This window comes from Nonomuraea sp. NPDC050733, from assembly GCF_040654215.1.
Classification (GTDB): domain Bacteria; phylum Actinomycetota; class Actinomycetes; order Streptosporangiales; family Streptosporangiaceae; genus Nonomuraea.
In genome coordinates, this window is sequence record NZ_JBFAHO010000040.1 from 16,425 (window position 1) to 36,952 (window position 20,528).

19 protein-coding genes are annotated in these 20,528 nt (G+C 73.1%); 11 read left to right on the forward strand and 8 right to left on the reverse strand.

Going from position 1 to position 20,528, the window contains the following annotated elements:
- Window positions 1-26: 26 nt before the first annotated feature.
- On the forward strand, window positions 27-683 hold the full coding sequence (locus tag AB0H64_RS37070; RefSeq protein WP_357634285.1) for a protein kinase: 657 nt from the start codon (window positions 27-29) through the stop codon (window positions 681-683).
- 131 nt (window positions 684-814) lie between these two features.
- Window positions 815-1,006, forward strand: a complete 192-nt coding sequence (locus AB0H64_RS37075) for a hypothetical protein (protein WP_310709471.1) — start codon at window positions 815-817, stop codon at window positions 1,004-1,006.
- Window positions 1,007-1,033: 27 nt separating this feature from the next.
- Here the strand turns inward: AB0H64_RS37075 and AB0H64_RS37080 are convergent, their stop codons facing one another.
- Together AB0H64_RS37080 and AB0H64_RS37085 are read right to left on the reverse strand one after the other, a co-directional pair.
- Window positions 1,034-1,354 (reverse strand): DUF3817 domain-containing protein, encoded by a 321-nt coding sequence (locus tag AB0H64_RS37080; protein ID WP_357634288.1) that lies wholly within the window; start codon window positions 1,352-1,354, stop codon window positions 1,034-1,036.
- A gap of 4 nt (window positions 1,355-1,358) precedes the next feature.
- Window positions 1,359-2,138: an SURF1 family protein gene (locus AB0H64_RS37085; protein WP_357634291.1), complete on the reverse strand. Its 780-nt coding sequence runs from the start codon at window positions 2,136-2,138 to the stop codon at window positions 1,359-1,361.
- A 103-nt stretch (window positions 2,139-2,241) separates the two neighbouring features.
- Between AB0H64_RS37085 and AB0H64_RS37090 the strand changes: the two genes are divergently transcribed.
- Both AB0H64_RS37090 and AB0H64_RS37095 read left to right on the forward strand, forming a co-directional pair.
- Entirely contained in the window at window positions 2,242-2,424 is a 183-nt protein-coding gene (locus AB0H64_RS37090) for a hypothetical protein (RefSeq protein ID WP_357634294.1), read from the forward strand.
- A gap of 166 nt (window positions 2,425-2,590) precedes the next feature.
- Entirely contained in the window at window positions 2,591-4,036 is a 1,446-nt protein-coding gene (locus tag AB0H64_RS37095) for an NAD(P)/FAD-dependent oxidoreductase (RefSeq protein ID WP_357634297.1), read from the forward strand.
- Here the strand turns inward: AB0H64_RS37095 and ggt are convergent.
- A complete protein-coding gene (gene ggt / locus AB0H64_RS37100; protein WP_357634300.1) occupies window positions 4,033-5,796 on the reverse strand; it encodes a gamma-glutamyltransferase in 1,764 nt (587 codons plus the stop codon). The genes AB0H64_RS37095 and ggt overlap by 4 nt on opposite strands.
- 96 nt (window positions 5,797-5,892) lie before the next feature.
- On the opposite strand from ggt, the gene AB0H64_RS37105 reads away from it, so the two are divergent.
- Together AB0H64_RS37105 and AB0H64_RS37110 are read left to right on the forward strand one after the other, a co-directional pair.
- A complete protein-coding gene (locus AB0H64_RS37105; RefSeq protein WP_357634303.1) occupies window positions 5,893-7,008 on the forward strand; it encodes a histidine kinase in 1,116 nt (371 codons plus the stop codon).
- A complete protein-coding gene (locus tag AB0H64_RS37110; protein WP_357634412.1) occupies window positions 7,008-7,655 on the forward strand; it encodes a response regulator transcription factor in 648 nt (215 codons plus the stop codon). Before AB0H64_RS37105 ends, AB0H64_RS37110 begins: the two co-directional genes overlap by 1 nt.
- Window positions 7,656-7,704: 49 nt before the next feature.
- Here the strand turns inward: AB0H64_RS37110 and AB0H64_RS37115 are convergent, their stop codons facing one another.
- On the reverse strand, window positions 7,705-9,150 hold the full coding sequence (locus AB0H64_RS37115; RefSeq protein ID WP_357634306.1) for a serine hydrolase: 1,446 nt from the start codon (window positions 9,148-9,150) through the stop codon (window positions 7,705-7,707).
- A gap of 161 nt (window positions 9,151-9,311) precedes the next feature.
- Here AB0H64_RS37115 and AB0H64_RS37120 point away from each other — a divergent pair, with 161 nt between their 5' ends.
- Window positions 9,312-10,058 (forward strand): class I SAM-dependent methyltransferase, encoded by a 747-nt coding sequence (locus tag AB0H64_RS37120; RefSeq protein WP_357634309.1) that lies wholly within the window; start codon window positions 9,312-9,314, stop codon window positions 10,056-10,058.
- A gap of 1,234 nt (window positions 10,059-11,292) precedes the next feature.
- On the opposite strand, the gene AB0H64_RS37125 is transcribed toward AB0H64_RS37120, so the two are convergent.
- On the reverse strand, window positions 11,293-12,183 hold the full coding sequence (locus AB0H64_RS37125) for a hypothetical protein (protein ID WP_357634312.1): 891 nt from the start codon (window positions 12,181-12,183) through the stop codon (window positions 11,293-11,295).
- An 81-nt stretch (window positions 12,184-12,264) separates the two neighbouring features.
- Here AB0H64_RS37125 and AB0H64_RS37130 point away from each other — a divergent pair, with 81 nt between their 5' ends.
- The 3 genes from AB0H64_RS37130 (at window position 12,265) to AB0H64_RS37140 (ending at window position 15,508) form a co-directional block, all read left to right on the forward strand.
- Complete coding sequence (locus AB0H64_RS37130) at window positions 12,265-12,912, forward strand: TetR family transcriptional regulator (RefSeq protein WP_357634315.1); 648 nt, start codon at window positions 12,265-12,267, stop codon at window positions 12,910-12,912.
- Window positions 12,913-13,106: 194 nt separating this feature from the next.
- Window positions 13,107-14,066, forward strand: a complete 960-nt coding sequence (locus AB0H64_RS37135) for a sulfite exporter TauE/SafE family protein (protein WP_357634317.1) — start codon at window positions 13,107-13,109, stop codon at window positions 14,064-14,066.
- A 53-nt stretch (window positions 14,067-14,119) separates the two neighbouring features.
- Window positions 14,120-15,508 carry a tetratricopeptide repeat protein gene (locus AB0H64_RS37140; protein ID WP_357634320.1) on the forward strand — a complete coding sequence of 463 codons (1,389 nt, stop codon included), beginning with the start codon at window positions 14,120-14,122 and terminating at the stop codon, window positions 15,506-15,508.
- A gap of 27 nt (window positions 15,509-15,535) precedes the next feature.
- Here AB0H64_RS37140 and ald read toward each other — a convergent pair whose 3' ends face one another.
- Both ald and AB0H64_RS37150 read right to left on the reverse strand, forming a co-directional pair.
- A complete protein-coding gene (gene ald / locus AB0H64_RS37145; RefSeq protein WP_357634323.1) occupies window positions 15,536-16,651 on the reverse strand; it encodes an alanine dehydrogenase in 1,116 nt (371 codons plus the stop codon).
- Between the two features lie 60 nt (window positions 16,652-16,711).
- On the reverse strand, window positions 16,712-18,094 hold the full coding sequence (locus tag AB0H64_RS37150) for an aspartate aminotransferase family protein (RefSeq protein WP_357634326.1): 1,383 nt from the start codon (window positions 18,092-18,094) through the stop codon (window positions 16,712-16,714).
- A gap of 230 nt (window positions 18,095-18,324) precedes the next feature.
- Here AB0H64_RS37150 and AB0H64_RS37155 point away from each other — a divergent pair, with 230 nt between their 5' ends.
- Window positions 18,325-19,680, forward strand: coding sequence for a dipeptidase (locus AB0H64_RS37155; RefSeq protein WP_357634329.1), 1,356 nt, complete (start codon window positions 18,325-18,327; stop codon window positions 19,678-19,680).
- A 281-nt stretch (window positions 19,681-19,961) separates the two neighbouring features.
- Here the strand turns inward: AB0H64_RS37155 and AB0H64_RS37160 are convergent, their stop codons facing one another.
- Window positions 19,962-20,510 carry a GNAT family N-acetyltransferase gene (locus tag AB0H64_RS37160; protein ID WP_357634331.1) on the reverse strand — a complete coding sequence of 183 codons (549 nt, stop codon included), beginning with the start codon at window positions 20,508-20,510 and terminating at the stop codon, window positions 19,962-19,964.
- Between the last annotated feature and the right edge of the window lie 18 nt (window positions 20,511-20,528).

Below are 20,528 nucleotides of genomic sequence, written 5' to 3' on the forward strand. Positions count from 1 at the left end.
GCCCGGCCGCTATCGTCCACCTCGGGATGGGAGAGACCACGAGGCTCGCGGGGCGCTACCGGCTGCTGAACCCCCTCGGCGGGGGCGCCGTCCGGCTGGCCTTCGACGAGCCGGCGCACCGCGACGTCGTCGTCCGCGAGCTGCGCCTGCCGCCGGAGCTGCTGGAGCAGGCCGTGCGCGACGCCCAGCGGGTCGCGGCCCTGCGGCACGGCTGCCTCGTGCCGACCGTGGACGTGGTGGTCGAGCACGACGCGGTCTGGGTGGTCATGGAGTTCGTCTCCGGGGCGTCGCTGGAGCGGACCGTCATGGCGCGCGGCCCCCTGCCCGCGACGCAGGCCGCCCGGGCCGGGGTGTGCGCGATGGCGGCACTGTCGGCGGCGCACGCGGCGGGGATCGTCCACGGCCGGGTCAATCCGGGCAACGTGCTGCTCACGCCGACCGGCCGGGCGCTGCTGACGGGGTTCGGGCTGCCGCAGCCGGAGCTGCGGCCCTCGGCCGACCTGTGGTCGCTGGCGGCCACGCTGCACTTCGCCGTCGAGGGCAGGCCACCGGGCGCGGCTCCGGCCCCGGGCACCGACCCGCTGCGGTCACTGATCCGCGCCATGCTGGACCCGAGCGGGCCTCCCCCGGCCGAGGTGACGGCCCGGACGCTGCTGAGCCTGGCCGTGGACGGCTCCCCGTAGGGGGCACGATGTCCGAACGATTTGAGATACATCGCGATTCGGAACCCCGATGCGCCCCCACTCGTTGGACCGGCGACGCAGAATATGTGGAAGAGGCGGGGCGCGCGCTCCGCGTTCGGAGGATGTAGGGGATGTCGCCAGTCCAGAAGTACGCCATCGGTGCCGGCGCCGCCGTGCTGCTCTCGCTGATCTTCCTGCCGGGGTGGCTCACGTTGCTGGTCGTCCTGGGCGTGGTGGCCGCCCCGGTGGTCGGCTACCTGATGCTCGACCCCTCGCAGCGGGAGAGGCTCAAGCGCGCCCGCAGGCGCGGCATCGGCCACTGAGCCGGCCCGGCGCGGGCGGCGGGGGTCTCAGGCCCCCGCCGCCGGAGCCGCCGCGAGCTGCGCGTGCACCCGGTGGGTGACGCGCCGTTCCACGAAGAACGACAGGAACGGCACGGTGCCGCCGAGCATGATCCCCAGCATGTACGGCCAGCCCCACCGGGCCTTCATGCCCAGGTTCATGACCGCGACCAGGTAGATCATGTAGAGGAAGCCGTGGACGGGCGCCACGAACTTCGAGATGCCCTCGATGCCGAACCCGTACCTCAGCACCATGGCCGCGCACAGGATGAGCAGCATCACGCCGACGCAGTAGGCGAGCACCCGGAAGGGCTTCAGAGCCGATTCCACCGTTTCAACCTTCCAGAACCATCTCAGGGGACTTGCGGTGTTCCCGATCCGTACGCACGGCGTCGCGGACGAAGTGGAACCACATGAACACGGCGAACCCGGCGAAGATCCACCAGTTGGCGGCGTAGGCGAGGTTGCGCCACGTGAGGGTGCCGCCGACGACCGGCGCCGAGATCTTGACCTGCGTGAGCGCGCCCGACGGGGGCTGGGCGACCAGGAAGCCGTCGCGGAGCTCACGGCCGGTCCACACGTTGATGAGCTGGCCCGTCGACACGGTGTCGACCTGCCCGGCGGGCAGCTCCTGGGGCCTGCTCTGCACGCTGTCGGTGCCCTGCGACGGCCGGAGCCGGCCCGCCACGGTGACCTGGCCGGACGGCACGGCCAGGGCCGGGCCGCCGGGCCGGGCCGTCCAGCCGCGGACGACCGGCATCAGCGTGCCGTCGTCGAGGCGGAGCGGTGTGAGCACCCAGTAGCCCCGGTCGCGGGAGACCTTGCCGCCGGGCGCGTCCACGTCGGGCTCGCGGTCGACGACGAGAAGCTGGAGCGAGGCGTCGTAGACGCCGGTCGCGGTGACGCGCCGACCGGCCGACATGCCGTCCATCTGCGCGCCGACCCGGGCGAGCGTGGTGACGGAGACGGGGGCGGGATCGTTGGCGACGTGCGGCTTGCCGGACTCCTGGAAGACCCCGAGCTGCCAGCGGCCGAGCAGGATGAAGGACACGAGGACCGCCACCGTCAACAGGTGGAGCCCCAGCATGCGGGGCGAGAGCACGGTCCTGAGCATGCTTCAACGCTATCCGGCGAGGGGACCGGTCCCGTACTCAGCCTGCCCACCGATCGCGTAAAAGGCGCAAAATGCCGTAGGTGATCCCGCTAGGCTGCTGCCCATGTCTGAGCAGCACCAGCAGCCCATCGACCCGGCGGGCACCACGCAGCAGTTCCGTGCCTTCGCGCAGCGCTCCGAGCAGGAGACCGCCGCCGCGCCCAAGAAGTCCCCCCTCGTACCGATCATCGCGATCGTCGCGGCCATCGTGGTCATCGGCGTCGCCGCCTTCCTGCTCCTGCGCTAGCCCGGCGGCTCGCCCGCACGGCGCCGACGGCCGGCCGACGACGACGGCCCTCGGCGCTTTTCGCGCGCCCGGACGCCCGCGAATGTGCCGAGAAACCGTACCGACCAGTCGGTGCATGTGTTTCACTGCGAAGGAGGGTCCTCTCAGGCGTCGGTGAGGAGGAGCGGTGGCCGAGCCCGGGATCGTGATCGTCGGCGCCGGGTTCTCCGGCATCTGCATGGGGATCAAGCTCAAGCAGGCCGGCTACCACGACTTCGTCATCCTGGAGCAGGCCGGCGACCTCGGCGGCACCTGGCGCGACAACACCTATCCCGGCTGTGCCTGTGACGTGCCGTCGCCCCTGTACTCCTACTCGTTCGAGCTGAACCCCGACTGGCCCCGGCTGTTCTCCCGGCAGCCCGACATCTGGGCCTACCTGCGGCGCTGCGCGGACGGACACGGCGTCACGCCGCACATCCGGTACGGCACCCGCGTCGTGTCCATGGGGTACGACGACCGCCGGCACGGCTGGGACGTGACCACCGAGGACGGCGGGGTGCTGCGCCCGCACGCCGTGGTGTCGGCCGTCGGCGCGCTCCACGTCCCGGCGTTCCCCGACGTCCCCGGCAGGGAGACCTTCGAGGGGCCGGCGTTCCACTCCTCACGGTGGGACCACTCGGTCGACCTGACCGGCAGGCGCGTCGCCGTGATCGGCACCGGGGCGTCGGCCGCCCAGTTCGTCCCGCGCATCGCGCCCCGGGCGGCGCGGCTGACCGTGTTCCAGCGCACGCCCCCGTGGGTCCACCCCAAGCCGGACGTCGCCCTGGCCGGGCGGGCGCTGCGGCTGCCCGGCGCGGCCCGTGCGCTGCGTCATGCCCTCTACTGGCTGCTGGAGGCCCGCGCCCTCGGCTTCACCGTCCACCCGCGCCTGATGGCCGCGCAGGAGCGGGCCGCCCGCGCCCACCTCAGGGCCCAGGTGCCCGACCCGGAGCTGCGGCGCAGGCTCACCCCCGACTACACGATCGGCTGCAAGCGGGTGCTCATCTCCAGCGACTACTACCCGGCGCTGACCCGCCCGAATGTCGAGCTCGTCACTCGCCCCGTCACCGAGATCAGGCCGCGCGCCGTCGTGGACGCCACCGGCGCCGAGCACGAGGCCGACGTCATCGTCTACGGCACCGGCTTCAAGGTCACCGACGCCCTGCGCGAGCAGCGGATCGTCGGCAGGGACGGCCTCAAGCTCCAGGACGCCTGGCGGGACGGCATCGAGGCGTACTACGGCGTCACCACGGCCGGCTTCCCGAACCTGTTCTTCCTCCTCGGCCCCAACACCGGGCTCGGGCACAACTCGGTCGTCTTCATGATCGAGGCACAGGCCCGGTACGTGCTCGACTGCCTGCGGCTGCTGTCCAGGACCGGCGCGCGGGCCCTGGACGTGCGGCCGGAGCGGCAGCGCGCGTTCAACCGGCGGCTGCGCGCGCGGCTCGACCCGCTGGTGTGGAACGCGGGCGGCTGCCGCTCGTGGTACCTCGACGAGCACGGCGTCAACCGGACGATCTGGCCGGGGTTCACCTTCGAGTACTGGGCACGCACCCGGAAGGCGAACCCCCGCGCCTACGAGCTGATCCGCTAGCCGGCCGGCCGGACGACCAGGGCGCTTCCGCCGCCCCGCCGGACCGGCTCGGCCACCGCCTTCACCCTGCCCTTCCCGGTGAACTCCAGCGCGGTCGCCGCGCCGAGCTCGGCCACGACGGCGAAGCTTTGTCTACGGGCCTCCAGCTCGGCCTGGTGGGCCTGCAGGAACGCGGGCTCGGCCTGCGTCTGCGCGGTGTTGCGCTGCGAGGCGCGGGGCGCGGCCACGGCCTCGGGCAGGCTCATCCCCCACACGTATCGGTTGAGCATGATCTGCAGCACGGTCGTGATGATCGTCGCGCCGCCGGGCGAGCCCACCGCCATGATCGGCTCGCCGTCGTCGAACACGATCGTGGGCGCCATCGACGAGCGCGGGCGCTTGCCCGGGCCGGGCAGGTTGGGGTCGCCGGGCGCGGGGCCGAAGGTGAAGTCGGTCAGCTCGTTGTTGAGCAGCACGCCCCGGCCCGGCACCACGATGCCGTTGCCGCCGGTGGACTCGATCGTCAGGTTGTAGGCGACGACGTTGCCCCAGCGGTCGGCCACGACCAGGTGCGTGGTCTCCGGCCCCTCGGCGGCGGTCGGCGTGGACGTGCCCGCGGGGGTCGCGCACGCCTGGTAGTCGCCGTCCGGGGCGCCGGGGGCGACCGGCGAGGTCATCGCCGACGGGCCGACGAGGCAGGCGCGCTCCTTGGCGAAGCTGTCGGACAGCAGCTCCTTCAGCGGCACTCCGGGGATGTCGGCGACGTACTTGTTGCGGTCGGCGAAGGCCAGCCGGGACGCCTCCAGGTACTCGTGCAGGCCGGTCTGCGGCAGCGCGTCCACGATGTTGAGCGCCTCGCCCACGGTCGAGCCGCCGGAGGAGGGGGGTGCCATGCCGTACACGCGCAGGCCCCTGAAGTCCACGCGCGTCGGCTCGCGCAGCAGCGCCCGGTACTCCCGCAGGTCCGACAGCTCCATCAGGCCGGGGCGGACCTTGCGGGTCACCCCGGACGCGACGGGCGGCTGCTTGACGGTGGCGACGATCTCCTTGCCGAGCTGCCCGCCATACAGCCATTCGGGGCCGCGTTCGCCCAGCTCACGGTAGGTGGCGGCCAGGTCCGGGTTACGGAAGACGGAGCCGACGGCCGGCGGCGCGCCGTTCGGCAGGTAGAGGGCGGCGGTGGAGGTGATGTCCTTGAACCTGGCCAGGTTGGACTGGGTCTGGTCGAAGAACGTCTGGTCGACGACGAAGCCCTGGGACGCCACCTTGATGGCCGGCTTGAGCGCCTGCCTGAGCGAGATCGTGCCGAACCGGCGCAGCGCCAGGTCCCACTGGGCGACCGTGCCGGGCACGCCCGCCGACAGGCCGCTCGTGACGCCCTCCTCGAACGGGATGCCCTCGAACGTCGCCGGGGTCATGGCCCTGGGCGCGGTCTCGCGGCCGTCGATGGTGTGCACCTTGTGGTGCTCGGCGTCGTAGAACAACATGAAGCCGCCGCCCGTCAGGCCGGCGGAGTACGGCTCGGTGACGCCCAGCACGGCGCCGGCGGCCACGGCCGCGTCGACGGCGTTGCCGCCCTTCTTGAGCACGGCGACGGCGGCGCGGCTCGCGTCGAGGTCGACGGTGGAGACGGCCCCGCCGTACCCCTCGGCGACGGGCACCTTGCGGGGGGCTGTGGAGGTCGTTCTGGAGTCGATGGTCGGAGCTGCGGTGGCCAGCGCGGGCACGGCAGTGACCAGCGTGATGGCGATCGCTGCTGCTGGAGCTATCACACGGCGCATGCTCTCCACGATGGCCCAGGTACGCCCGTCGCGGTAGGGCCCCCTCCCCCGATGGTCGGACGCGGGCGGCGGACCCGGTGCCCTAGCGTGGATCCCGTGCGCAAGTCGTCCAGATACGCCCCCTTGCTCGGGCTCGTCGTCGCGGTGGCCCAGGTGGTGATGTCACAGGGGGCGGCGTACGGGCAGCTGGGGCACCGGAAACCGCTGGACGCGCTGGCGTACGCGCTGCTGCTGGTGGGGCCGGTGGCGTTGGTGGTCCACCGCAGGTTCCTCGTCCCGTCGTCCGTCGTCGTCCTGGTCGCGACCTACGCGTACACGTGGCTCAACTACCCGCTCGGCCCCGTCTACCTGGCGCCGACGATCGTCCTGTTCACCCTGGTCCTGCGCGGACGGCGGCCGGCGGCGTGGATCCTGGCCGGGATCACGCTGGTGGTGTTCCTGGCGTACGGGCACCTGGGCCCCGCCCGCTGGCCGGGCCTCTTCCACGACCTGGCCATCACCGCGTTCATCCTGCTCGTCATGGTGGTCGCCGAGCTGGTGGGCATCGTGCGCGAGCGCCGAGCCCAGCAGCAGCGCACGGCCGAGGAGGAGGCCAGGCGGCAGGCCAGCGAGGAGCGCCTGACCATGGCGCAGGAGCTGCACGACGTGCTGGCGCACAACATCTCGCTCATCCACGTGCAGGCGTCGACCGCGCTGCACCTCATCGACGACAACCCCGACCAGGCCCGCACCGCGCTGGCCACGATCAAGACCGCCTCCAAGGAGGTGCTCGGCGAGCTGCGCTCCGTGCTGAACGTGCTGCGCGAGGGCGCGCCGCGCTCCCCCACGGCCGGGCTCGACGGGGTCGACGAGCTGGCCGGGCGCTGCGGGCTCGACGTCACGCTGCGCCGCGAGGGGGCCCGGCCGCTGCCGCCGCAGGTGGATCGGGCGGCGTACCGGATCGTGCAGGAGTCGCTCACCAACGTCGCGCGGCACGCCCCCGGCGCGCGGGTGACGGTCCGGCTGGAGTACGGCGAGACCGAGCTGGCGGTCACGGTCACCGACACCGGCGCGACGGCGGCCCCGGTGCTGTCGGCCCACGGCAGCGGCAACGGCATCCCCGGCATGCGCGAGCGCGCCTCCGCCCTGGGCGGCACCCTGGTCGCCGGCCCGTCCGGTACCGGCTTCCAGGTCTCCGCCCGTCTTCCCATCCCCCCTTCCGAGGACACATGATGATCCGTCTGCTGCTGGCCGACGACCAGGCGCTGGTGCGCGCCGGCTTCCGCGCGCTGCTGGACGCCCAGCCCGACATGACCGTGGTGGCCGAGGCCGCCGACGGCGCGGAGGCGGTGCGGCTCTCGGCCGAGCACCGGCCCGACGTGGTGCTCATGGACATCCGCATGCCCGGCACCGACGGCCTGACCGCCACCCGCCAGATGCCGGAGGGCCCGCGCGTCATCATCCTGACGACGTTCGAGCTGGACGAGTACGTCTTCGAGGCGCTGCGCGGCGGCGCCAGCGGCTTCCTCGTCAAGGACACGGAGCCGGCGGAGCTCATCCAGGCGGTCCGGGTGGTGGCGGCGGGCGAGGCCCTGCTGTCGCCCAGCGTGACGCGCCGCCTCATCGCGGAGTACGCCTCGCGCGCCAAGGAGCCGATGGCGACGGAGCGGCTGCACCAGCTCACCGACCGGGAGCGCGAGGTGCTGGCGCTGGTGGGGACCGGCATGACCAACGACGAGATCGCGGCCAAGCTCTTCATGTCCCCGGCCACGGCCAAGACCCACGTGAGCCGCGCCATGATGAAACTCGGCGCCCGCGACCGCGCCCAGCTCGTGGTCATCGCGTACGAGTCGGGCCTGGTCCGGCCGGGCTGGATCTGACGGCCGGACCACCATCTGCCCGACTCGCGACTCGCCCGGCCGGCCGGGGTCAGGAGGAGCGTCGCTTCTCGTACTCGTCGATGACCTTGCCGAGCTTCGCCAGCCGCTCGGTGAACCACACGTTCTCCGCGCCCGCCGGCGGCCGGTTCGCGTCGACGTACTGGTAGCCGAGGTTGGAGAACATGGCGACGATGTAGGTGCGGCCGCCCTTGCCGGGCAGGGCCTTCACGATCCCCGCGTCGGCGCCGGTGTTGTTCACCCAGCCGTTCTTGTGTGCGTACGTCACTTCGGCGGCGTCGTTGCACGGCCGCACGTCATGGCCGTACGCGATGCCCTGGCCGGGGATGGTCACGGTGCCGTCGGCGCCGATCCAGCGCGAGGGCGTGAGCTGCGGGATGCCCGGGGCGGGGTAGGCGGCGCCGCACCAGTTGGTGGTGGACAGGGCGACGTTCATTGCCTGATCACCCAGCTTGCTCTTGAAGAACGCACGGGAGGCGTCGCTCAGGACGGCGGCGGTGACCGCGGTGCCGCCAGGAGTCGTCCACAGGGTGCCCAGGCCGCCGTTGACCAGCATGAGCAGCTTGGCCGTGTCGAGCGAGCTCATGGTGACGGGGTTGCCCCAGCGGCCGCCGGTGCTCGGGTTGGTGTTCTTCAGCTGCAGGGTCTCCAGGCCCAGGTCCTGGAAGGTCTGGTTGAGGCCGTCAACGGCTCCGCGGTCGTGCAGCAGCTTGACCATGGCGCAGGAGGCGTTGTTGGACGACCAGGTGAGCGAGGCGTCCAGGTACCCGCGGATCGTGTTGCTGCTGCCCGGGCCGCACAGCGAGCTGATCGGCTCGATCGGCTCGTAGTTGTAGGTGTCGTCGAGCGAGATCTGGCCCTGGTCCACCAGCCGCAGCACGCCGAAGGCCACCATCAGCTTCAGCACCGAGCCGGGGTAGGGGTTCATGAAGTCGATGGGGGCGTTCTCGCGGCCCGGCACGATGTCGATGGTGCCCTGGCCGCGGTTGGCGTACCAGCCGGCGTCGTCCCACTGCCGCCAGCGCACATCGGTGGTGTGCAGATTGCCGTCCACCGGCACGACCTTGCCGTCCGGGTACTGCGGGCTCATCAGCACGGTGCCCGAGGAGACGGCGCGGCCGAGCCTGTTCAGCTCGATGACGGTCAGGTCGATCTGCGGCTGCTGCGAGATCGGCTCGGCCGCCGCCAGAGCCGCGAGCAGGTCCGCCCTCTTCGGAGGCTTCTTGGCCTCCTTGTCGGCGCCGTCCTGCCGCAGCGCGTTCAGCTCGGCCGTGCTCGTCGGCGGGTTGGTGTCCAGGACCTGCTCGAACTGCTGACGGTCGAGCGCCTGCCGCAGGAAGTGCGCCAGCGAGCTCACGGAGCCGTTGGCCACCTCAGCGTTCGCCGGGGGCGGCGCCACGAGGCCGCCCAGCAGGACGGCTGCGGCGAGGCCCGAGAGAACACGTCTTCGATGACTTGTGGATCTAGTCAGAATCACCGGACCACTCTAGTCAGAAAGATCTTGGCGATCCGGTAAATATGAATGAATATCGCGATAAGTGGGGCTTGCGGGCTCTGCTGCCCGGCGAAGAGCTCCACCCGGCCGTACGCGGACAAAAGCGGTTGAGGTGCGGCGCGGGGCGTTGAGAGGCTGCGTGGATGGGACGCTCGTTCGATGATCTGGTGGCCGAGGCGGAGGCTGCGCCGGTCGACGGCTGGGACTTCTCCTGGCTCGACGGCCGTGCGAGCGAGGAGCGCCCGTCCTGGGGCTACTCGCGGCTGCTCGCCGAGCGCATGGCGCGGGCGACGGCGGCGCTCGACATCCAGACGGGTGGCGGCGAGATCCTGGCGGGTCTGCCCGTGCTGCCGCCCGTGACGGTCGCCACCGAGTCGTGGCCGCCGAACCTCCGGCTGGCCGCCGCCCGGCTGCGCGAGCGGGGCGCCGCGGTGGTGGCCGACGACGAGGAGCCGCGTCTGCCGTTCCGGAGCGGCGTCTTCGACCTGGTGACGAGCCGCCATCCGGTGCGGACGTGGTGGGCGGAGATCGCCCGCGTGCTGCGGCCCGGCGGCGCGTACTTCTCGCAGCAGGTGGGACCGCGCACCGTGTTCGAGCTGGCCGAGTTCTTCCTCGGCCCGCTGGACGGCTCCGGCCGCGACCCGGAGCGCGCCAGGGCGGAGGCCGAGGCGGCCGGGCTGACCGTCGTCGACCTCAGGGCCGAGCGGCTGCGGATGGAGTTCCGGGACGTCGGCGCGGTGGTCTACTTCCTGCGCAAGGTGATCTGGATCGTGCCCGGCTTCACGGTCGGCCGCCACCGCGCGCGGCTGCGCGACCTGCACGAGCGCATCGAGGCCGAGGGCCCGTTCGTGGCCCACTCCAGCAGGTTCCTCATCGAGGCGCGGGCGTGAGGCACTCCTGGCGCGCCCGGGGTGAGGGTGCGCGGGCCGCCGCCGAGGGCGTCCACGCAGAGCTGGGCGAACCAGGCGACGCCCGGCAGCATGATCAGCCAGCCGGCCAGCGCCCAGCCGAGATGGACGTGGGTGAGCGCCGACGCGAGCGCCCGCACCCCTTCCGCCGTGACGCCGTCGGCCCGCTCGTAGGTGATCCGGCGCAGCCCGCGCGGATGGTCCTCGGCGGCGGCGACCGCCAGCGCGACGGGCGTCCGGCGGGCGAGCCACCGCCCGACGGGGGCGCACTGCCCGCACGTCGCCGCCACGTGGACGACCGCCGCCGGCGGCGCGGCCGGCCGGAGGCGGGGCAGCCACGGCCGGACCGCCCGCCGGTACGCCCGCCATTCCTCGCCGAACCGCGCGTCGAGCTGCTCGCCCTCGTGCCAGGCGGCCAGCCCCGCGCCGTACGCGAACGCGATCGCCGCCGCGCCGAGGAAGGCCACGTCGAGGGTGGCCAGCAGCAGGTAGCCACCGGTCATGGCGGTCTGCATGGGGTTGCGCACGTACGCGTACGGCCCGCCGGTCACCAGCCGCCGGGGCGGATCGTACGGCAGTGGCGTGCCCCGGCCGGAGACCGCGAACTCGCGCACCGCGGCCAGCCCGAGCAGCCCCGGCACCGCCATGGCCTGGGCCAGCAGGGCGAGCGCCCAGGCGGGCTGCCGCCACGCCCCCGTCAGCAGCAGCGGCAGCACCACCCCGAGCCCGCCCGCGAGCGCCACCTGGGCCGCCGCCCGGGCCCGCAGCCGGCGGCCGCTCCACGTCCAGCGGGCCACCAGTAGCCCCGGCACCAGCGCGCAGGCGACCGCGGCCGACTCCCCCATCAGCCAGTCCGGCCCGAGCACCAGCACCGGCCCGGCCATGGGCATCAGCGCCAGGTCGGCCCAGACCAGCACGGCGGCGGTGAGCGGCAGGGGCGCCCCGGGCACCGCCAGCGCCGGCACCGCGCCCCACAGCAGCGCCCACCCGAGCAGCAGGTCGACCGGCACGCCCAGCGCCACGGCCCCCTCCGCGTGGAAGCTCCACCAGCCGAGGTGAAGGGCCGCCGCGTTGACGCCGCTCAGCGCGAGCACGTTCCAGCCGGTGGCGAGCAGCGCGGCGGCGATCCGCGGCTCCTCGGGGCGCCGCGCGACGACGACGGCCGCCACGGCCAGGATCGGCCCCATGAGCGCGACCGCCCTGATCAGCGCGGCGCTCATCGTGTGAAGGTCTCGGCCAGGTAGCCGGCCGCCTCGCCCAGCCCGTACCGCTGGAGGGGACCGAAGTACCAGGCCGGGTCGAAGGTCCGCCGGTAGCGCAGCGACACGGTCAGGTCCGAGCGCGTCCACGCGAACCGGGCCTCCTCCAGCTCCAGCCACCGCGCCAGCGTGCTGTCCGCCACCACGTCGAACACCACCACGCCGGGGGCCCGCTCCTTGACCCGCAGCGTCATCGAGCGCGGCTCCAGGGCGGCGCCGATGCCGAGCGACCGGCGCGGCGTGAAGGTGACCCGCCGCGTCGCGCCCACCTGGAGCCCCTGCCCCTGGGCCGTGAGCGGGCGGGGGAAGCCCAGGCGCAGGAACGCCGACTCCACCCCCGGGAACACCGGCGCCGCCCCCAGCGCCGCCTCGACGTCCGCGCCGCCGGTGGCGCGGGTGGCGCTGACCACGTTCTCCCTGGGCAGCGAGGTCGCCCCCGTGGCGCCCTCGCTGACCACGGCCAGCAGCAACGGCGCCACCAGCAGGTTGACCCCGTTGCCCCGCCGGCGGCCCCAGTCGACGAGCAGTCCGAGGAAGAGTCCCACCAGGTAGAACAGCGGCGCCGCGAACACCAGGCAGACGATCCCCTCTCCGAGTAACGGCCCGGAGAGGGCCAGCCCGATGGTGATCACCGCCATGATCAGGCCGGTCGCGCTCTTCGGCCGGACCGCGAGCGCCACGGTGATCGCGATGACGGCGGGGACGCCCACGTAGAACACCGCCGTCTGCTCCAGGTGGCCCGCGTGCAGCACCCGGTAGGCGAGGAACGCGGCGAACAGGGCCGCGAGCACGCCGGCCAGCGCACGTCGCGACCTGCGCTGATGAACGGGATCCGGCTCGGCGGACATCGGCCACTCCTTGAGCGATCGGTTTAATCGAGTGATTAAACCGTATGATGAGCCTGACGGAACGTGCAAGAGGGAAGGCGCATGACGAAGCAGGCAGGGGCGGAGACGCGGGAGCGGCTCATCGAGGCCGCCGCGGAGACGCTGCGCACGGAGGGCTACGCCGGCACCAGCGCCCGCACCATCGCCAAGGCCGCGGGCGTCAACTCGGCGCTGGTCTTCTACCACTTCGGCGGCGTCGACCCGCTGCTGCTCGCGGCGCTCGACCGGTCCTCCGAGCAACGGATGGCCACCTACGAGGCCGCCGTGGCCGGCGTCCGCACGCTGGAGGAGCTCGTGGCGGTCGCCACCGAGATCTACCGGGCCGACCTGGAGGGCGGCCACATCACGCTGTTCTCGGAGCTGGTGGGGGCCAGCATCGCCCGGCCCGAGCTGCGCGAGGAGATCGTCAGGCGGTCGGAGCCGTGGATCGCGTTCGTCGAGCGCAACCTGGAGCGCGTCATCGGCGGCTCCCCGCTGGCCAAGCTGCTGCCGCCGCGCGACCTGGCGTACGCGTCGATCACGTTCTACCTGGGCGTCAACCTCTTCACCCACCTCGACGCCGACCGGTCGCGCACCGAGGCGCTGTTCGCGCTGGCCGAGCGGGTGGCGCCGCGGGCCAAGCTGCTCACCGTGCGCCTCCCCCGCCGCCGCGGCGGCGCGAAGGGCGAGGCCGGGACCGAGGGGACATAAGTGTCACTGGCCGCATCCGGGACGCCACGTTAGGTTGCCGGTAGAGCGACGCCGTGGGGGCGCCGCCGACAGTGGGGGACGAGAATGCGGCAGCCCACCCGATCCCATGCCTGGCCGGCCCACCGCGCTCCGCACGCCGCGGGCCCGGCCGTGCCCCGCGCCGTCGCCGTCTTCGCCGTCCCCGCCCGCTGAGCGTGCAGGCGGCCGCACTGCTCGCGACCGGGCTCGCCGCCGGTCTGCTCGCGGGCACCGCATCGTGTACGGCGGTCCAGGGCGGACTCCTCGTGGGCCTGACGGACCGCCGCCCATCAGGGCCGGAGCCCGACCGGCCCGCCTCGGCGCGGATGGTGATCGGGTGGTTCCTGCTGGGGCGGTTCGCCGCCCACACCGCCCTGGGCGCCCTGCTCGGGTGGCTGGGCGCGGCCGTGCAGCCGCCACCGGCCGTGCGGGCCGCGCTGCTCGTGGCCGCGGGCGCAGCCGTCGTCGTGTTCGCCGTACGGCTGCTGCGCGGCCCCCGGCACGCGTGCGGCCGCGCGCCGGACCGGCTCGGGCGGGCGCCAGGCCGACTCGGGCGGGCGCATCCGCTGGCGCTGGCCGGGTCGCTCGGCGCGGCTACCGTGCTGGTGCCGTGCGGCGTGACGCTCGGCGTGGAGATGGTCGCCGTCACCGGCGCCTCGGCGGCCGGCGGGGCGGCGGTGATGGCCGGGTTCGTGGCGGGCAGCGCCCCCGCGTTCGCGCTGCTCGAGTACGTCCTGCGGCGCGTCTCGCACACCCGCGTGGCCCGGCTCGCCGGGGTGGTCGCGCTGGCCGCCGGGCTGTGGACGGCCGGGTCGGGGCTCAACCTGGGCGGCTGGCTGCCCGGCGCCACGCCTCCGGCCGGCGCCGTCACCGGCGAGGAGGCTCCCGGCACCGGCCCCGTCACGGTGTGGGCCACGCGCGACGGCTTCCGTCCCGGGCTCGTGACGGTCCGGGCGGGCGTACCCGTGGAGATCGTGTTCAGGCTCGCCGACCCCGGCGGCTGCACCCGTACCGTCACCATCGAGGGCCGTGACGTGCCCCTCCCGGCGACCGTGCGGCTGCCTCCGCGACCCCCCGGAACCCTGCGCTACGTCTGCGCGATGGGGATGTACACAGGCTTCATCAACTTCTCCTAGTGCTCTCGGCGATTACACTCCGCACCGGCTCGATCACGTGCCACCCTGTGCGCATGGCGTGGTGGCAAGGTGAGGTGGCGGCACCGGCCGTTCCGGCGCCCCGGGTCGGCGACGAGCCCGAGCTGCTCCAAGCCGCGCAGGCGGGCGACCCGCAGGCCGCGCACCGGCTGGGCCGGCTCTGCGCCCAGCGCGGCGACCGCTCGGCGGCCCGGCACTGGTGGGAGCGGGCCGCGGTGAGCGGCAACGTCGACAGCGCCTACAACCTGGGCATCTGGCACGAGAAGCACGGCAGCCTGGAGGAGGCCGTGTCCTGGTACGAGCGGGCGGCGGGCCGGGGCGACGTCGAGGCCGCGGTCAACCTGGCCACCCTGCTGCTGGAGCAGCGCGGCGACCCGGGCGCCGCGCGCGGCTGGTTCGAGCGGGCGGCCCGGTCCGGCTCCCGGGTCGCGGCCCGCCGGCTGGCGCTGATCTGCGAGGACGCGGGCGAGCTGCCCGCCGCCCGGCAGTGGCACCGCAGGGCGGCCGGCGAGGGCGACCACGCCTCCGCGCACGACCTGGGCTTCCTCGCCTACGCCTGCGGCGACGAGGCCGAGACGGCCCGCTGGTGGGAGCACGCCACCCGGGGCGGCCACGCCGACTCCGCCTACCACCTCGGCCTGCTCCTCCAGGCCGGCCGCGATCCCGAGAGCGCCGAGGCGTACTACCGGCTGGCCGCCACCAGCGACCACCCGGGCGCGGCCTCGCAGCTCGGCGGCATCGCGTTGTCGCGCGGCGACCTGCGCACGGCCCGCGCCTGGTACGAGCGGGCCGCCAACGCGGGGCGGCTGGGCGACCAGCGCATGGCCGGGTTCGTGTGCGTGGAGCTCGGCGACCCGGCGGGAGCCAGCCACTGGTTCGGCCGGGCGGCGGCCGCGGGCGACGCCGGCTCGGCGTTCGGCTTCGGGCTGCTGCTCATCGCCGAGTACGGCGACCTGGCCGCCGGGCGGCACTGGTTCCGGGTGGCGGCGCTGGCCGGGCACCACCACGCGGCCGTGGAGCTGGGCGGGCTGCTGTCGGCCGCCGGGGAGTTCGCCGAGGCGGAGCGCTGGCTGTCCCACCCGCCGCCGCCCGGCTGGGACCGGGTGACCGAGCCGGAGCTGGCGGCGCGGGCCGAGCTGGCCGCCGCCGCGACCGGCCGCCGGGGCGGCGTGGCGCTGGCCGTACCGGAGCTGTCGGAGCTGCTCGGCACGTGGGACCTCGTGACCAGGCCGCTGCGCGACCACACCGACGTCGTGCGGTGGCTGGTCGAGCGCAGCGGCCTGCACGCCAGCGCGGTCGAGCACTTCGCGTCGGTGCGCGGCACGCTGCTGCGGCCCGGCAGCTCGCCCTGGCCGAGCCAGGGCGAGGTCGAGCACGTGCTGGCCACCGCCCGCGACCTGCGGCGCCGCCTCGGCGTCCGCTGACTTCCCGGCGGCGCCTCCGGCGGCTCCCTAGGAGGCGAGGACCTCGGTCACCGGCGTGTACGGCAGCCGCAGCGCCTGGGCGACCGGCGCGTTGGTGAGCTTCCCGTCGTGCGTGTTGAGGCCCGCCGCCAGGGCCGGGTCCTGGGCCAGGGCGTCGCGCCAGCCGAGGTTGGCCAGCTTCACCGCGTACGGCAGCGTGGCGTTCGTCAGCGCGTACGTGGAGGTGTTGGCCACCGAGCCCGGCATGTTGGCCACGCAGTAGAACACCGAGCCGTGCACCGTGTACGTCGGGTCGGCGTGCGTGGTCGGGCGGGAGTCCTCGAAGCAGCCGCCCTGGTCGATGGCGATGTCGACCAGCACTGAGCCCGGCTTCATGCGCGAGACCAGGTCGTTCGAGACGAGCGTCGGCGCCTTGGCGCCGGGGATGAGGACCGCGCCGATGACCAGGTCGGCCTGCAGCACCTCCTGCTCGATGGCGTACGAGGTGGAGACGAGCGTCTTGAGCCGGCCCTGGTAGATCGCGTCGATCTGGCGCAGGCGGTCGACGTTCGTGTCCAGCACGGTCACGTCGGCGCCCATGCCGACGGCGATCTGCGCGGCGTTCAGGCCGGAGACGCCGCCGCCGATGACGACGACCTTGGCCGGGGCCACGCCGGGCACGCCGCCCGGCAGGACGCCGCGGCCGCCGTTGAAGCGCATCAGGTTGTACGCGCCGACCTGCGGGGCGAGCCGACCGGCCACCTCCGACATCGGCGCCAGCAGCGGCAGCGCGTTGCCGACCTGCACGGTCTCGTACGCGATGCCGGTGGTCCGCGCCGACAGCAGCGCGTCGGTGCACGGCCGCGACGCCGCCAGGTGCAGGTACGTGAACAGCACCAGGCCCTCACGCAGCCGGTGGTACTCCTCGGCGATCGGCTCCTTGACCTTGAGGACCATGTCGGCCTCGGCCCAGACGTCGTCGGCGCTGTCGAGCATCTTCGCGCCGGCCGCGAGGTACTCCTCGTCCGTGATGTGCGAGCCGAGGCCCGCGCCGCGCTGCACGGTCACCTCGTGGCCGTGGCGCACCAGCTCGTGCACGCCCGCCGGCGTGGCGGCCACCCGGTATTCATGGTTCTTGACCTCGGCAGGCACGCCGATCTTCATCGCGCAATCCTTTCGGGACGTGCTCCGGCACGGCGCGTGGCCGTGCCGGAGAGGGGGGTGTCAGAGTCGAGACCACGCTTCGGTGAGCACCGAGCGGAGGATCGAGCCGATCTCGTCGAACTCCCGCGGCCCCGCGATGAGCGGGGGCGCGAGCTGGATGACCGGGTCGCCCCGGTCGTCGGCGCGGCAGTAGAGGCCCGCGTCGAAGAGTGCCTTGGACAGGAAGCCGCGCAGCAGCCGCTCGGACTCCTCTGCCGTGAACGTCTCCTTGGTGGTCTTGTCCTTGACCAGCTCGATGCCCCAGAAGTAGCCGGAGCCGCGCACGTCGCCGACGATCGGCAGGTCCTTGAGGCCGTCGAGCGTGGCCTGGAACAGCGGCTCGTTCCTGGTGACGTGGCCGAGCAGGTCCTCGCGCTCGAAGATGTCGAGGTTGGCCAGCGCGACGGCCGCGGAGACGGGGTGGCCGCCGAAGGTGTAGCCGTGGGCGAACATGTTGTCGCCGTCCTTGAACGGCTCGAACAGCCGCTCGTGCGCGATCATGGCGCCGATCGGCGAGTAGCCGGAGGTCATGCCCTTGGCGCAGGTGATGATGTCGGGCACGTAGTCGAACTTCTCGCCGCCGAACATCGTGCCGAGGCGGCCGAAGGCGCAGATGACCTCGTCGGAGACGAGCAGCACGTCGTACTCGTCGCAGATCTCGCGCAGGCGCTGCCAGTAGCCGGGAGGCGGCGGGAAGCAGCCGCCGGCGTTCTGCACCGGCTCGGCGAAGACGGCGGCGACCGTGTCGGGGCCCTCCATCTCGATGGCGCGGGCCACGCGCTCGGCCGCCCACAGGCCGTACTCCTCGGGCGTCATGCCCTTGACGCCGCTGATCTCGTCGGCGCGGTAGTGGTTGGTGTTGGGCACGCGGACGGAGCCGGGGACCAGCGGCTCGAACATCTGCTTGAACGCCGGGATGCCGGTGATCGACAGGGCGCCCTGCGGGGTGCCGTGGTAGGCGATCTGGCGGCTGATGACCTTGTGCTTGAGCGGCTTGCCGGTGAGCTTGAAGTACTGCTTGGCGAGCTTCCACGCCGTCTCGACGGCCTCGCCGCCGCCGGTGGTGAAGAAGACGCGGTTCAGCTCGCCCGGCGCCAGGGCCGCGAGCCGCTCGGCCAGCTCGACCGCCTTCGGATGCGCGTAGGACCACAGCGGGAAGAAGGCCAGCTCCTGGGCCTGCTTGGCGGCGGCCTCGGCCAGCTCGCTGCGGCCGTGACCGGCCTGGACGACGAAGAGCCCCGCGAGCCCGTCGAGGTAGCGCTTGCCGTGGATGTCGTAGATGTACGAGCCCTCGCCCCGGACGATCGTCGGGATCTCGGCCTGCTGATAGGCGCTATGCCTGGTGAAGTGCAACCACAGGTGGTCTTGCGCGGCCTGGTTGATGTCGTTGTCCGGCTGCGTCATGGTTATCTTCCCTTGCCTCTGACCTCCCCACAGTCTGCATGTTCACTTGGGGTTTGCCAAGCGAAAGCGTCGCGACACTCTGCAAGAAAACCGAGATCCGCAAAAGCGCTATGTAACCGCTACGAAATCCGCAGGTAGATTGGCGCGCGGGTCATGCCCGTTCCCGCGGTGCGGGACGTCTGTGATCCAATGAGACGTTGACTACCGAAACGACCCCGGGGGATCGTCCCGTGACTCCTGACCAGATCGAGAACGCCGTCGCCGCGGCGATGCCGCAGGCCGTCGAGGAGCTCCGACGGCTCGCCGCCATCCCGTCCGTCGCCTTCCCCGGGCATCCCGAGGAGCCCGTGTACGCGGCCGCGGCCTACACCGAGGAGCTGCTGCGCTCGGCCGGGCTGCCGCGCGTCCAGCAGATACCCGTCGAGGGCAGCTTCCCCGCCGTGTACGGCGAGGCGCCCGCCCCTCCCGGCGCGCCCACCGTCCTGCTGTACGCCCACTACGACGTGCAGCCCGCCGGTGACCCCGCCGCCTGGCGCACCCCGCCGTTCGAGCCCACGCTCATCGACGGGCAGCTGTACGGCCGGGGCACCGCCGACGACAAGTCCGGCGTCATCTCGCACGTGCTCGCCCTGCGCTCCTTCCAGGGCCGCTTCCCCGTCGGCGTGAAGGTCATCATCGAGGGCCAGGAGGAGTACGCCGGCGAGCGCCTCGAAGCCTTCGTCGACCGCAACCCCGACCTGCTCCGGGCCGACGCCATCGTCGTCGCCGACTGCGGTAATCCGCGCGTCGGCGACCCCGCCGTCACCACGTCGCTGCGCGGCATGGCGGCGTTCACCATGGAGGTCCGCACGCTGCGCGAGCCCGTGCACAGCGGCCAGTTCGGCGGCGCCTCTCCCGATGCGCTGGCCGCGCTCATGCGCATGGTCACCTCGCTGCACGACGACAACGGCGACATCCGCGTGCCCGGCCTGCCGCGTGGCACCTTCCTCGGGCAGGGGCCGTCGGAGGAGGAGTTCCGCCGGACGGCCGGGGTGCTCGACGGCGTCTCGCTCGTCGGCTCCGGCTCGCTCGCCGACCGGCTCTGGGCGTCGTACGCCATCACCGTGACCGGCCTCGACGTGCCCACGGTCTCCGGGGCCATCAACGCGGTCCAGCCGATGGCCCGGGCCCGCGTCACCGTCCGCATCCCCCCGGCCGGCGACCCGAAGACCACGGTCAACGCCGTCGTCGACTTCCTGCGCCAGGTGGCGCCGTGGGGCGCGCAGGTGTCCTTCGGCGACTTCACCGTGGGGTCCGGCTTCCAGGCCGACTCCGGCGGCAAGGCCCGCGCCGCCCTCAACCGGGCCATGGAGCGCGCCTTCGGCCGCCCGCCCCGCGACGTCGGCGCCGGCGGCTCCATCCCGCTGGTCAACACGCTGCTCAAGCAGTTCCCGGCGGCGGAGATCCTGCTCTTCGGGGCGGAGGACGAGGAGGCGGCGGTGCACGCCCCGAACGAGCGGGTGGACCTGGAGGAGCTGCGCCGCGTCGCCACGGCCGAGGCCCTGTTCCTGGAGGAGCTCGGCTCCCCGTCGGCCCTGGGCGTCTGACGCCGGAGTTCTCTCGGCCTGCGGTCTTCGCGACCGTGGCACTTCAGGCAGCGCCGTGTGGGGGGGGCTCAGCGCCCCCCACACGGCCCACAAGGGCGCGGACCTCGCCCCCGCTCGGCCGCCCCTGACCCCGGGCGAGGGGGCTCCCGTCCCCTCGCGCACCCCGCGACTGGTCCACTTCCGAGTGCGGTGTGGCACGGTGGTGGTTGTAGGTGCGCAGAAACCGGCAGGCTGCGGCGCGGTGCGTTCGCCGGTTGCGCCGAGGTCGGCGCCGTCGACGATCAGCTGTGACCAGCCTCGTCCAGAGCGATCCAGTAGCGGCGCTTGACCCCGATTCCGGTGCTGCGCACATCCTCCAGGACGCCACCGTTGCTCTCGATGGTGCGCGCCGAGCCGACATTGTCATCGTCACAGGTGAGCAGGACCCGGTCCAGACCGAGCCCCGGAGCCTTGAGCAGGACCGCTCCCAGCGCCCACGTGGCGAGTCCGCGTCTCCTGGCAGAAGGCCGGATGCTGTAGCCGATGTTTCCGCCGCCTTCCAGGAGGAAGGCGTTCAGATAGTGCCGAAGGTCGATGGCGCCCAGGTAGGTCCCGCCGTCGACTATCCACCAGTGAGTGGCGTGCACGCGCCCTTCCCCTACCGGCAGCGACCTGTCCGACTGCCGGCGCAGTCGCTCCACCCATGCTGCGAACCCGTCCGGGCTGTTGAGGTCTTCGTCAGCGACCAGACGCAGGCCGGCCCCGTCCTGGTGAGCACCTGGCTCCCATTCGTCACGCGCCGCGAGCCACGAGGAATGCAGCCGTTCCGTAGGGGCGATCAGTTCAGCCATGCGATCGACGATAACACC